Source organism: Streptomyces sp. NBC_00597 (genome assembly GCF_041431095.1).
In the GTDB taxonomy this organism is placed as follows: domain Bacteria; phylum Actinomycetota; class Actinomycetes; order Streptomycetales; family Streptomycetaceae; genus Streptomyces.
The window spans coordinates 3,195,663-3,208,142 of the sequence record NZ_CP107757.1 but is presented as its reverse complement, the minus strand read 5'-3'; the positions used below and the strand labels follow the sequence as shown (position 1 = coordinate 3,208,142).

Genomic DNA, 12,480 nt, shown 5'->3' with positions numbered 1-12,480 from the left:
CTGACGGGCCCGAAGGGGCGTCCCGCACGGCGGGGCGCCCCTTCTCGTTCTCAGATCAGCGACAGGTACGCGGTCACGGCGGCCTCGACGGCGTGCAGCATCACCCACGGGTGCGTGGCGGGGGTCCACACGTACTCGCTCTCGGACGGCACGACCCCGCGGTGGTGCACCGCCTCGTAGGTGACGGCCGGCCAGTCCGCCTGGACCGCCTCGACCACCTTGGCCGGGTCCCGCTCTCCGTGGTTCTCGGCCAGAGCCCACAGCGGCTGGGCAAGCGCCCGCTTCAGCGCCGCCTCGACCGGGCGCTCCTCCCACGGCCGGGTGTCCCGGTGGAGCCGGCGGCCCAGCGCCGCGAGAGCCGCGGCCTCACCGGGCAGAACACCTTGGACCAGGGCGGCTTGTGCCCTGCGGACGGCCAGCCGCACCTGCGCCACGCGTCGGTGGCGGGCCCGTTCGTCCGAACCGCCGACGAAGACCTCGGCGACCTTGCCGGTCAGCAGGTGCCACTCGGTCAACGCCGGGTCCGACGACGGGGTCATCTCGGTGCGGAGCTTCTCGACGTACTCGGCGTGCGCCTCGGGACTGCCGCGGTCGCGGACCAGCGCTGTGCACTGTGTGGTGGCGACCACGAGCCGGGCGCTGCCGAGACTCACGGCCGTGGCTTGCGGGACGGCGACGCAGGCCCCGGTGAAGTGGGACGCGATCTCGCACTGGACCGCGCGCCAGGGGCGGCTCAAAGCGGGTGGGGCGACGGCCATGCAGGGGCGGCCGGTGTCCCGGAAATGCCCGGCGAGGGCCGCGTGGGCCTCCTCGTCGAACGCCGGTGCCACCACGACCAGGGGCCGCCGCTTGTCCCCGTACGAGACGGCCCACCGGGCATCGGACGCCGAGGAGAGCCGCTGCCCGCACACCAGCACTGAGGCGTCCCGCAGCGCCGTTCGTCCCGTCACCTCGTCGGCGGGGAGGTACGGCGACAAGTGGCCGCCCAGAACACAGGCGTCGGAGACACGGCTCGTGATGCCGGAACCCGCGGAGGGCTCGACCAGGACGAAGGCCCCGAGACCGGCGCCGTGCACGGCCCTGACGACGTGCCCACTGAACACCTCCGGGGGAACCACCCGGCCGACGTCCACCTGGGTCATGGCCACCGGACGCGGATTCCACTCAGTGAGCAGCTTCCTCGCCGAATCGAGGACCTCTGAGACGGTCCTGGCCAGCGGAGTCGGATGGGAGCCCCCGGCCAGCGCCGGCTGGAGCGCACGGACCATGGCTTCGAAGAGCACCACCGCGGTCGCCGTACCGTCCTGCGCCCGCCGGTACTGGTCGGCGACCAGATCGCGGACGAGGCCGACGCCGAGCGCCGCGTGCCCGGACCCCGTCGGTAGCGCGGCGACGATCTCCCGGGTGTCGGTGCTGCTGTACGGGACGCCGTCCGGGCCGGTGAGCAGCACCCGCCGGGGGACGGGCCCCAGGGTGCGCCGCAGCGGTGCGGCCGCCGAGGTGATCCCGGTGAGGACCTCGACGGCAGGGGTGCCGAGGGTGGGCAGCGGGCGGGGGAGGCGGACCGGCCCGGTGCCGTCGGGGGCCGCCCGGCGGGCCACCTTCAGGGTGCCCTGGCCGCCCAGGACCCAGCGCAGCGGGCTCTGCCGGGCGTCGCGGGCCAGCATCTCCTCGCGGACGTGGCCGTACAGGTCCTCGACCGAGACCCAGCCGTCGCCGTCACGGTCCGCCCGTCCCGACCGCAGGCCCTCCACGGCCGCCGCGGTGAAGACGGACAGCTGCCCCTCCCCGGTCTCGGTGACGGGGCCTTCGCCCTCCCAGGCCTGCTGGAGCGCGTCCGTCGCCGTGATCACCGCCACTCCGGTGTCCTTGAACTCCTCCAGCAGGTGCACGGCGGTGTCCGCCGACTTCGCGCCGCCCGGCCGGAACGCCCCGCTGTAGCAGCAGTCCAGCAGCACCAGGATCTTGCGGGAACCGCACCGGACCAGCCGGCCGTTGACGAAGGCGGCCGGGACGGAGGTCGACTCCAGCAGGTCGCGGTCGGTGTCGGCGGCGGCGAAATACAGCTGGAGCTTGGAGTCCTTGATGCCGTGGCAGGACAGGTACAGCAGCAGCTGGTCGTCGGGTCTGCGGGCGCGGAAGAAGCGCTCGATCTCGCGCCGGACGACGTGCGAGGGCTGGTCGATGACGGGTCGGACCGCGTAGCCGCCGATGCCCGGATCGCTGAGCACGTCGGACAGCTCCATGGCGTCCAGCCCCGGCGAGCGGAGCCGGTTGAGCCGGGAGTCCTCGTAGGTGGAAGTGCCGATGACGAGCGCTTCACGCACCGCCATTGCGCGGCGCCTCCGGCCTCGTGGTCTGCGCGACGAAGTGGTCGAGCAGCCGCTGCCGTTCCCCTTCGGTCAGCCGCGCGGCCTCGAATTCGTCCTCCCCGATGCGCACGCGGACCTGCCGGGAGCCGGCCCATTGCACCCAGGACTCGAACGCCGCGACCACGGCGGCGAACAGGGGTGGTCCCACGGCCACCAGGATCTCGGCGGTCGTCAGGCCGCCGGACTTGGACCCCGGCGGAGCGGGCCGCTCCCGTACGCGGACCTCGTCGACGCCGAGCTCGTCCAGCGCCGCCACCAGCTCGGCCCGGGCCTCCTCCCGCTCCTGCGCGTCGGCGTCCGGACCTGCGTCGGCCAGTACCTCGATGTAGCGCGTCATGGCGATCAACTCCCCCTTCGTACCGGGGAGGTTAAACGAAAGGGGCACCCCGGAGGGTGCCCCTTTCGCCGATCCGTTCCGCCCCGTTACGGGAGCGCGAGCATGCGCTCCAGAGCGAGCTTCGCGAAGCTCTCCGTCTCCTTGTCGACCTGGATCTGGTTGACGAGGGTGCCGTCGGCCAGGGACTCCAGGGTCCACACCAGGTGGGGGAGGTCGATGCGGTTCATCGTCGAGCAGAAGCAGACCGTCTTGTCGAGGAAGACGACTTCCTTGTCCTCCGAGGCGAATCGGTTCGCCAGGCGGCGGACGAGGTTCAGCTCGGTGCCGATGGCCCACTTGGAGCCGGCCGGGGCCGCCTCCAGCGCTTTGATGATGTACTCCGTCGAGCCGACGTAGTCCGCGGCCGCCACGACCTCGTGCTTGCACTCGGGGTGGACGAGGACGTTCACGCCGGGGATGCGGGCGCGCACGTCGTTGACGGAGTCGACCGAGAACCGGCCGTGCACCGAGCAGTGGCCGCGCCACAGGATCATCTTGGCGTTGCGCAGCTGCTCGGTCGTCAGGCCGCCGTTCGGCTTGTGCGGGTTGTAGAGCACGCAGTCGTCCAGGGACATGCCCATGTCGCGGACGGCGGTGTTGCGGCCCAGGTGCTGGTCCGGCAGGAAGAGCACCTTCTCGCCCTGCTCGAACGCCCACTCCAGGGCCTTCTTCGCGTTGGACGAGGTACAGATCGTGCCGCCGTGCTTGCCGGTGAAGGCCTTGATGTCGGCGGAGGAGTTCATGTACGAGACGGGGACCGTCGCCCCGGCTATGCCCGCGTCGGTGAGCACGTCCCAGCACTCGGCGACCTGCTCGGCGGTGGCCATGTCGGCCATCGAGCAGCCGGCGGCCAGGTCCGGCAGGACGACCTTCTGGTCGTCGGAGGTGAGGATGTCCGCGGACTCGGCCATGAAGTGCACGCCGCAGAAGACGATGTACTCGGCCTCCGGCTTGGCGGCCGCGTCCTTGGCCAGCTTGAAGGAGTCGCCGGTGACGTCGGCGAACTCGATCACCTCGTCGCGCTGGTAGTGGTGGCCGAGGATGAAGACCTTGTCCCCGAGCTTCTCCTTCGCCGCGCGGGCGCGCGCGACCAGGTCCGGGTCGGACGGCGACGGCAGATCGCCCGGGCACTCCACCCCGCGCTCGCTCTTGGGGTCGGCCTCACGGCCGAGCAGCAGCAGGGCAAGGGGCGTCGGCTGGACGTCCAAAGGCTGGGCGGTGGTCACGACACGCACCCTTTCTGTTCTGCGACAAGGGGACTTCTGAAGGAGGGCTTCCGACTTCTCGTCTATTTGACGCTATCTATGATAGCCGCTTCACGTCACTTTGACGATGCCGATAGTGTCGATGTGACGAATTCGCCCGTGACGAAGCCCCCGGTCCGTCGGGGCCACCACCCCGCGCCGGTGTGCGAGCATGAATATCTGAAACATGCGTCGGGTCCGGAATGAATCCGCGGCCCCGCTCGTTGCCATCGACGGCAAGAGTCCGACGTTTCCCCGCCCGCGGCGGGGAGCCGCCCACTTCGGGAGTGAATGCAGATGTCCGTACAGGACGACAAGACCACTGTGAGCGACGGCATCCTCCTGTCCGACGCCGCCGCCGAGAAGGTCAGGACCCTGCTGGAGCAGGAAGGCCGCGAGGACCTGGCGCTCCGCGTCGCCGTCCAGCCCGGTGGCTGCTCCGGCCTGCGCTACCAGCTCTTCTTCGACGAGCGTTCCCTCGACGGCGACGTCGTCAAGGACTTCGACGGCGTGAAGGTCGTCACGGACCGGATGAGCTCCCCGTACCTGCACGGTGCCTCCATCGACTTCGTCGACACCATCGAGAAGCAGGGCTTCACGATCGACAACCCCAACGCCACCGGCTCCTGCGCCTGCGGCGACTCGTTCAGCTAAGCCTGCGGCGAGCTCGTACGACGAAGGCCCCCGGCGCCGAGAGGTGCCGGGGGCCTTTCGCGTGCGCGGGTGCGATTACTGCCGGGGGAGCGGCTTGCCCGAGGTCGTGTCGACCACCTTGCGCTCGCCGAGCGGCTCCCGGAGCGTCGTCGACACCGTCATGTCCTGGGCGATCATGATGCAGGACCGGCCCGGCTCGTTCGGAGTGTCAGTGATCTTCACCATCACCGACCCCGCCTCCTCCCGCGCCTCCAGGGCGTAGGTGCTGCACGCACCGCCCCAGAAGTTCACGGTCAGCTTCCGGTCGTCCTCCTTGTACGAGAACCCGGGCACCGTCTTCCCGCCCTTGGGGGCCGAGGGCGTCCCGGAGGCGTCCTCACCGGCCGGCTGGGCCACCGTGCGCCCGGGCCCGCCGTTGCTGCCCGCCACCTCGAACAGCCAGGCCGGCACCAGACCGCGCGTCCCGTCCACGGTCCCCGGGGCCAGCCCCAGCACCGCCCCCTGCACGGTCTCGGTCTTCGGCGGCTTCATCGGACGCGGCTCCGGGTTGCAGGGCAGCGTGTCCGAGGGGCCGACCGGGGTGTCCGGGGTCAGCGGGACCGAGGTCGCACAGCCGCTGGGACCGGGGTCCGTACCGCCGGACCCGGCCGAGGACCGGTTCAGCCGGGCCAGCGCCTCGGTGGCTCCGACCACCGGCCGCTCCGCGGCGCGTACGGGCGCCTTCAGCTCGCCGCTGCCCGCCACCACCTGGGAGTCCGCGCCCACGCTGATCTTCGTGGCCCAGCCCTGCGTGGGCAGCCCCTCGATCACCGGGTCGGCGTTCACCACGCGTACGGCGCCCTGCGTGAGCCGGGCGTCCAGCTTGGCGCCGCCCTGGCCGAGGGCCGCGAGCACCGGGGCGGCGGCGGCCTTGGCCGCCTCCTCGCTCACCGGCGTCCCGCCCTTGCCGCCCGCGGCGGCGTCCGATGCGCCCGTGCCGTCCGCCCCCTGGGCGCTCCGGGCGCCCTCGGGGAGGGTGGCGGGGCCGCAGGTGTCCTTGCCGCGCTTGCAGTCGTCGCCGGCGCCGCCCGTCCCCTGGAAGCGGGAGAAGTTCCAGGTCCCGGGAGCCTTGCGGTTCACCGTGAGCCGGGGTCCGGAGCCGTCGGCGCTCTCCCCGGCCTGCCAGACCTCGCCCGTGAGCCGCGGGGTGCCGGGGATGCCGAGGGCCGTCGCGAGCCGGGCCACCTCCTCCGAGGTGACCTCGCCGGTCGCGGCGAACGCCGGCGCGGTCGCCGGGGCCTCGGGCAGCGCCACGTCGGCCCGGTACGTCACCCCGCTGCCGTGCGGATCCGGCTCGCCGGGGGCGATGCCCGGCCGGGAGGGGCTCGGTGCGACGCGGGGCGCCGAGGCCGCGCTGTCACCCGTGCGGCGGCCCGGCCCGCCGTCGCCGTAGGCCGTCGACGCCCAGTACGCCGTACCGCCGCCCGCGAGCAGGACGGCGGCCGCGATCGAGCCGATGGCCCAGGCCGGCCGCCGCCGTGTGCCGCGTGATGTGTCGGGTTGTTCGCTGGTCACCGCTTGCTCCTTCGCCCTCGCCGCAGGTGGCTGATGCGGCTGTGACGGAACAGACGGCGAACCGGTTCCCCGGCTCCGGAAGAACGGCTTCGGAAGGTCCCCCGAAGGGAGGACTCAGTCGCCGTACTCCGCCGTGGAGGCGATCAGCCGGGCCGAGGCCGGCGGGACGCTGATCCCATGGATCTGGGAGGGAGCCACCCGGTCCGGCCGGGGGTCCGCCGGGACCGCCCAGTGCGGTGCCATCCTGGCGCAGTCACCCAGCAGCCGGGCGAAACCCGGCTGCGTGTCGGCAGCGTTCTCGGCCGCAGCGGCGTACCCGAAACCATCGGTGTAGGTCATGCAGGCACGGTAGGCACGGCGCCGCGGGCGGAGAAAGACCTACTACGGGGTAGTTTCGTGCGTTCGGCTGTCGCCCCGCGACCGGGTAGTTTTGACTGTCCCCCTCGCCGTCCTCCGCAGGAGCGTCCACGCCGTGCGCATCGCAGTCACCGGCTCCATCGCCACCGACCACCTCATGACCTTCCCCGGCCGCTTCGCCGACCAGCTCGTCGCGGACCAGCTGCACACGGTCTCCCTCTCCTTCCTCGTCGACAACCTCGACGTAAGGCGGGGCGGCGTCGGCCCGAACATCTGCTTCGGCATGGGCCAGCTCGGCACCCGCCCGGTCCTGGTCGGCGCGGCCGGCTACGACTTCGACGAGTACCGGGCGTGGCTGGAGCGGCACGGCGTCGACACCACCTCCGTGCGGATCTCCGAGGTGCTGCACACCGCGCGCTTCGTGTGCACCACGGACGCCGACCACAACCAGATCGGCTCCTTCTACACGGGCGCGATGAGCGAGGCCCGTCTGATCGAGCTGAAGGCGGTCGCGGACCGGGTGGGCGGGCTCGACCTCGTCCTCATCGGCGCCGACGACCCCGAGGCGATGCTCCGCCACACGGAGGAGTGCCGCACGCGCGGCATCCCCTTCGCGGCGGACTTCTCGCAGCAGATCGCCCGCATGGACGGCGAGAACATCCGCACCCTGATGGAGGGCGCGACGTACCTGTTCTCGAACGAGTACGAGAAGGGCCTCATCGAGACGAAGTCCGGCTGGTCCGACGAGGAGATCCTCGCCAAGGTCGGCACCCGGGTGACGACGCTGGGCTCGCGCGGCGTGCGCATCGAGCGGACCGGCGAGGAGCAGATCGTGGTCGGCTGCCCCGAGGAGACCGCGAAGGTGGACCCGACGGGCGTCGGCGACGCGTTCCGCGCCGGGTTCCTGACCGGTCTGGGCTGGGGCGTCGGCCTGGAGCGGGCCGCGCAGGTCGGCTGCATGCTGGCCACGCTCGTGATCGAGACGCTGGGCACCCAGGAGTACACCCTGGCCCGCGCCCACTTCATGGACCGCTTCACGAAGGCCTACGGCGAGGCCGCCGCCTCCGAGGTCCGCTCCCACCTGGCCGCGTAGGACGCACGCCGCGCACACCGGCGGGGCCGGATTCCGGCCCCGCCGGCGTCAGCCCTGCCGGCGGACGGTGTACGCCACCCCGCGCGGGCGGGGGGCCTCGCCCAGGTAGGCGTGGCCGCGCATCGCGCACCAGGCCGGGATGTCCAGCCGGGCCACCTCGTCGTCCGACAGGACGGTCACCGTCCCGCCGACCGCGACCGCGGAGATGACCCGCGCCAGCTCGATCACCGGCTGCGGGCAGCGCAGCCCCAGGGCGTCGATCTCCAGGGCGTCCGACACCGGCTCCACGGCCGTCGGTTCGCCCACGCCGAGCGTGGCGCGGACCCCCGCCACCACCCCGGGCAGGACCTCCAGGAAGCCGTTCACCTCCTCGGCCGTCGTCCCCCGCGGCAGGGAGACCCGTACGTTCCCCTCCGACAGCACGCCCATCGCCCGCAGCACATGACTCGGGGTCAGTGTGGAGCTCGTACAGGACGAGCCGGACGAGACGGAGTAGCCCGCCCGGTCCAGCTCGTGCAGCAGCGTCTCGCCGTCGACGTACAGGCAGGAGAACGTGACCAGGTGCGGCAGCCGCCGCTCCGGGTCCCCGACCACCTCCACGTCCGGCACCAACCGCGCCACGCGCCGCCGGACGCGGTCCACCAGGATGCGCAGCCGGGCCGCCTCCGCGTCGGCCTCGGCCCGTACGGCCCGCAGTGAGGCCGCGGCCGCCACGATGGCCGGGAGGTTGGTGAAGCCGGGGGAGCGGCCCGACTCCCGTTCGTCGGCGGGCCCTTGGGGCGAGAACCGGACCCCCTTGCGGACCGCGAGCAGCCCGACCCCCGCCGGGCCGCCCCATTTGTGCGCGCTCGCGGTAAGTACCGACCAGCCGCCCTCGACGGGGCCCCAGCCCAGCGACTGGGCCGCGTCCACCAGCAGTGGAACCCCCGCTGCCGCGCAGACCTCGGCCACCTCCGCCACAGGCTGCACCGTGCCCACCTCGTGGTTGGCCGACTGGAGGCAGGCCAGGGCCGTCGAGGAGTCCACCGCGACGGCGTATCCGGCCGGGGAGACCGCCCCCTGGCGGTCCACCGGGACCTGCGCCACCGTCCCCCCGGCGGCCTCGTGCACCGCCGCCGCATGGAGGACGGAACTGTGTTCGACCGCCGATACGACCAGATGACCGCCGACGCGCCGGCGCCCGGCGAGGACGCCCGCGACGCCCGTGTGAACCGCGTGCGTCCCCGAAGGAGTGAAGACGAGCTCGTCGGGCCGGCAGCCCACGGCCTCCGCGGCCGCCTCGCGGGCCGCGTCGAGCAGCAGCCGGGCGCGCCGGCCTTCCCGGTAGAGCCGGGCGGGGTCCGCCCAGCCCTCGTCCAGGGACGCTTGCAACGCCTGCCGGGCGACGGGGTGCAGGGGAGCGGCGGACGCGGTGTCGAAGTACGGCATCCATCCACGCTAGCCGGCGGCCGGGGTCGTTCGAGGTCAGGGGCCGTCAGATGCCCTCCGGAGGCCGCCATTCAGGGGGTGTTGAGCCGTCCCCCGTACGGCGGATCCATCCCTTCGGGGGCAGTAGCGGCGCGTTGGGCACCCTCCCCGCGCGACCCCAAATAGCGTCCAGTAGGGTTTGGTCCGCATAAACATCCAAACCCCTGCCTGCGTCAGGGCCGGCGACCGACCCGAATACGGCCGCGGCCGGCCGCGCGGGCCGAGACTCTCGGGAAGGCGCTACGTGAGTCCCTACGGCTCCGACCGCTCGCCGCGGCGCCCGATGCGGCGGAAGCTGCTGCAGGCGCTGACTGCGGGCGCGGTCCTGGCGACCGCCACTGGTTGCTCGTACAACTGGCAAGACTTCCCCCGGCTCGGAATGCCCTATCCGGTCACGGAGGAGGCGCCTCGCATCCTGTCCCTGTGGCAGGGGTCGTGGGCAGCTGCCCTCATCACGGGCATCCTGGTCTGGGGCCTGATCATCTGGAGCATCATCTTCCACCGGCGCAGCCGGACGAAGGTGGAGGTTCCCCCGCAGACCCGTTACAACATGCCCATCGAGGCGCTGTACACCGTGGTCCCGCTCATCATCGTCTCGGTGCTGTTCTACTTCACCGCGCGTGACGAGTCGAAGCTGCTCGCCCTCACCCCGAAGCCGGCGCACACGATCAACGTGATCGGCTTCCAGTGGAGCTGGGGCTTCAACTACATCGAGAACGTCGACGGCGATGCGGCGACCCCGAAGGTGGGGGAGATCCCCAAGGAGCTCTCCAACATCCCGGACCGCTTCACCAAGGACTTCCAGGTGGGCGCCGAGGGCGTCTACGAGAAGGGTGTCCCGAGCGACCGGAACCCCCAGACCGGCAACCCGGGTCCGACCCTGTGGCTGCCCAAGGGCGAGAAGGTCCGCTTCATCCTGTCGTCGAACGACGTCATCCACTCCTTCTGGGTGGTTCCGTTCCTCTTCAAGCAGGACGTCATCCCGGGCCACACCAACGTCTTCGAGGTCATCCCCTCCCAGGAGGGCACCTTCATGGGCAAGTGCGCCGAGCTCTGCGGCGTCGACCACTCCCGGATGCTGTTCAACGTCAAGGTCGTCTCGCCCGAGGCCTACCGGGCGCACCTCAAGGAACTGGCCGAGAAGGGGCAGACCGGCTTCCTCCCGGCCGGCATCAAGCAGACCGACCCGGCCCGGAATGCGGAGACGAACAAACTGTGAGCATCCTCAACGAATCTCAGGGTGCCGCCGCCGACTCGTATGAAAACGAGCTTCCGGTGCGGCGCAAGCGGCCGGGCAGTGTCGTCGTGAAGTGGATGACCACTACCGACCACAAGACCATCGGCACGATGTACCTGGTCACGTCGTTCGTGTTCTTCATCATCGGCGGTCTGCTGGCGCTCCTCATGCGCGCCGAGCTGGCTCGTCCGGGCACGCAGATCATGTCGAACGAGCAGTTCAACCAGGCGTTCACCATGCATGGCACGATCATGCTGCTGATGTTCGCCACCCCGCTCTTCGCGGGCTTCGCGAACTGGATCATGCCGCTGCAGATCGGCGCGCCCGACGTGGCGTTCCCGCGGCTGAACATGTTCGCGTACTGGCTGTACCTCTTCGGCTCGACCATCGCGGTGGCCGGCTTCGTGACGCCGAACGGCGCCGCCGACTTCGGCTGGTTCGCCTACTCCCCGCTGTCGGACGCGGTCCGCTCGCCGGGCATCGGCGCCGACATGTGGATCATGGGTCTGGCCTTCTCCGGCTTCGGCACGATCCTCGGTTCGGTCAACTTCATCACCACGATCATCTGCATGCGCGCCCCGGGCATGACGATGTTCCGCATGCCGATCTTCACCTGGAACGTGCTGCTGACCGGTGTCCTGGTCCTGCTCGCCTTCCCGGTGCTGGCCGCCGCGCTGTTCGCGCTGGAGGCCGACCGCAAGTTCGGTGCGCACGTGTTCGATGCGTCAAACGGCGGCGCGTTGCTGTGGCAACACCTCTTCTGGTTCTTCGGACACCCAGAGGTGTACATCATCGCGCTACCGTTCTTCGGAATCGTCTCCGAGATCATCCCGGTCTTCTCGCGCAAGCCGATGTTCGGTTACATCGGCCTGATCGCCGCGACGATCGCGATCGCCGGCCTCTCCGTGACCGTGTGGGCCCACCACATGTACGTCACCGGTGGTGTGCTGCTGCCGTTCTTCTCCTTCATGACCTTCCTGATCGCGGTACCGACCGGTGTGAAGTTCTTCAACTGGATCGGCACCATGTGGAAGGGCTCGCTGTCCTTCGAGACCCCGATGCTCTGGACGATCGGCTTCCTGGTCACCTTCACCTTCGGTGGTCTGACCGGCGTCATCCTGGCCTCGCCCCCGATGGACTTCCACGTCTCCGACTCGTACTTCGTCGTCGCGCACTTCCACTACGTCGTCTTCGGCACCGTGGTGTTCGCGATGTTCGCCGGCTTCCACTTCTGGTGGCCGAAGTTCACGGGCAAGATGCTGGACGAGCGTCTCGGCAAGATCACCTTCTGGACGCTGTTCATCGGCTTCCACGGCACGTTCCTGGTGCAGCACTGGCTGGGTGCCGAGGGCATGCCGCGTCGTTACGCCGACTACCTCGCGGCCGACGGCTTCACCACGCTGAACACGATCTCGACGATCAGCTCTTTCCTGCTGGGCATGTCGATGCTGCCGTTCATGTACAACGTCTGGAAGACGGCGAAGTACGGCAAGAAGGTCGAGGTCGACGACCCGTGGGGCTACGGCCGTTCGCTCGAATGGGCGACGTCCTGCCCGCCGCCGCGGCACAACTTCCTCACCCTGCCGCGGATCCGTTCCGAATCCCCGGCGTTCGACCTGCACCACCCTGAGATCGCGGCCCTCGACCACCTTGAGGACCACAGCGTGGCCGCCAAGGCCGTCACCGGTGGCAAGGAGGCCGGCAAGTGAAGATCCAGGGCAAGATGTTCCTCTGGCTCTCCTTCTTCATCCTGATCATGGCCGTCGTGTACGGCGTGTGGTCGAAGGAGCCCGTCGGAACCACCGCGCTCTTCCTGGCCTTCGGCCTGAGCGTCATGATCGGCTACTACCTGGCCTTCACGGCCAAGCGCGTGGACGAGATGGCCCAGGACAACCTGGAGGCCGACGTCGCCGACGAGGCGGGCGAGCTGGGATTCTTCTCCCCGCACAGCTGGCAGCCGCTCTCGCTGGGCATCGGCGGTGCGCTCGCGTTCATGGGCGTCATCTTCGGCTGGTGGCTCATGTACTTCTCGGCCCCGATCATCGTGATCGGCCTGTGGGGCTGGGTGTACGAGTACTACCGCGGTGAGAACCAGAACCAGTAGGACCGCACTCGCGCAGCAAAGA

General features: G+C 70.6%; 11 protein-coding genes. 5 read left to right on the top strand and 6 right to left on the bottom strand.

Annotated elements, in window-relative coordinates:
- Window positions 1-50: 50 nt before the first annotated feature.
- From OG974_RS14285 to nadA, 3 genes are all read right to left on the bottom strand, one after another.
- Window positions 51-2,333 (bottom strand): caspase family protein, encoded by a 2,283-nt coding sequence (locus OG974_RS14285; protein WP_328762507.1) that lies wholly within the window; start codon window positions 2,331-2,333, stop codon window positions 51-53.
- Window positions 2,320-2,709, bottom strand: a complete 390-nt coding sequence (locus tag OG974_RS14280; RefSeq protein WP_327283067.1) for a hypothetical protein — start codon at window positions 2,707-2,709, stop codon at window positions 2,320-2,322. Before OG974_RS14280 ends, OG974_RS14285 begins: the two co-directional genes overlap by 14 nt.
- A gap of 86 nt (window positions 2,710-2,795) precedes the next feature.
- On the bottom strand, window positions 2,796-3,983 hold the full coding sequence (gene nadA / locus OG974_RS14275; protein ID WP_327283066.1) for a quinolinate synthase NadA: 1,188 nt from the start codon (window positions 3,981-3,983) through the stop codon (window positions 2,796-2,798).
- A gap of 306 nt (window positions 3,984-4,289) precedes the next feature.
- Here nadA and erpA point away from each other — a divergent pair, with 306 nt between their 5' ends.
- A complete protein-coding gene (erpA, locus tag OG974_RS14270; RefSeq protein ID WP_008738845.1) occupies window positions 4,290-4,646 on the top strand; it encodes an iron-sulfur cluster insertion protein ErpA in 357 nt (118 codons plus the stop codon).
- 75 nt (window positions 4,647-4,721) lie between these two features.
- Here erpA and OG974_RS14265 read toward each other — a convergent pair whose 3' ends face one another.
- Window positions 4,722-6,200: a hypothetical protein gene (locus OG974_RS14265; RefSeq protein ID WP_327283065.1), complete on the bottom strand. Its 1,479-nt coding sequence runs from the start codon at window positions 6,198-6,200 to the stop codon at window positions 4,722-4,724.
- Window positions 6,201-6,314: 114 nt separating this feature from the next.
- Window positions 6,315-6,539, bottom strand: a complete 225-nt coding sequence (locus OG974_RS14260; RefSeq protein WP_327283064.1) for a hypothetical protein — start codon at window positions 6,537-6,539, stop codon at window positions 6,315-6,317.
- Between the two features lie 133 nt (window positions 6,540-6,672).
- Between OG974_RS14260 and OG974_RS14255 the strand changes: the two genes are divergently transcribed.
- Complete coding sequence (locus OG974_RS14255; protein ID WP_327283063.1) at window positions 6,673-7,650, top strand: carbohydrate kinase family protein; 978 nt, start codon at window positions 6,673-6,675, stop codon at window positions 7,648-7,650.
- A gap of 48 nt (window positions 7,651-7,698) precedes the next feature.
- Here the strand turns inward: OG974_RS14255 and OG974_RS14250 are convergent, their stop codons facing one another.
- Window positions 7,699-9,078 (bottom strand): aminotransferase class V-fold PLP-dependent enzyme, encoded by a 1,380-nt coding sequence (locus OG974_RS14250; RefSeq protein ID WP_328762505.1) that lies wholly within the window; start codon window positions 9,076-9,078, stop codon window positions 7,699-7,701.
- A gap of 283 nt (window positions 9,079-9,361) precedes the next feature.
- On the opposite strand from OG974_RS14250, the gene coxB reads away from it, so the two are divergent.
- The 3 genes from coxB to OG974_RS14235 are packed head-to-tail and all read left to right on the top strand — an operon-like array spanning window position 9,362 to window position 12,458.
- Window positions 9,362-10,336: a cytochrome c oxidase subunit II gene (coxB, locus tag OG974_RS14245; RefSeq protein WP_327283061.1), complete on the top strand. Its 975-nt coding sequence runs from the start codon at window positions 9,362-9,364 to the stop codon at window positions 10,334-10,336.
- Complete coding sequence (gene ctaD / locus OG974_RS14240) at window positions 10,333-12,063, top strand: cytochrome c oxidase subunit I (RefSeq protein WP_327283060.1); 1,731 nt, start codon at window positions 10,333-10,335, stop codon at window positions 12,061-12,063. Before coxB ends, ctaD begins: the two co-directional genes overlap by 4 nt.
- On the top strand, window positions 12,060-12,458 hold the full coding sequence (locus OG974_RS14235) for a cytochrome c oxidase subunit 4 (RefSeq protein WP_030291781.1): 399 nt from the start codon (window positions 12,060-12,062) through the stop codon (window positions 12,456-12,458). Before ctaD ends, OG974_RS14235 begins: the two co-directional genes overlap by 4 nt.
- Window positions 12,459-12,480: the final 22 nt, after the last annotated feature.

Coding starts and splice junctions, on each gene's coding strand:
- OG974_RS14285 (WP_328762507.1), bottom strand. CDS start 2,333: ATGGCGGTGCGTGAAGCGCTCGTCATCGGCACTTCCACCTACGAGGAC.
- OG974_RS14280 (WP_327283067.1), bottom strand. CDS start 2,709: ATGACGCGCTACATCGAGGTACTGGCCGACGCAGGTCCGGACGCCGAC.
- erpA (WP_008738845.1), top strand. CDS start 4,290: ATGTCCGTACAGGACGACAAGACCACTGTGAGCGACGGCATCCTCCTG.
- OG974_RS14260 (WP_327283064.1), bottom strand. CDS start 6,539: ATGACCTACACCGATGGTTTCGGGTACGCCGCTGCGGCCGAGAACGCT.
- OG974_RS14250 (WP_328762505.1), bottom strand. CDS start 9,078: ATGCCGTACTTCGACACCGCGTCCGCCGCTCCCCTGCACCCCGTCGCC.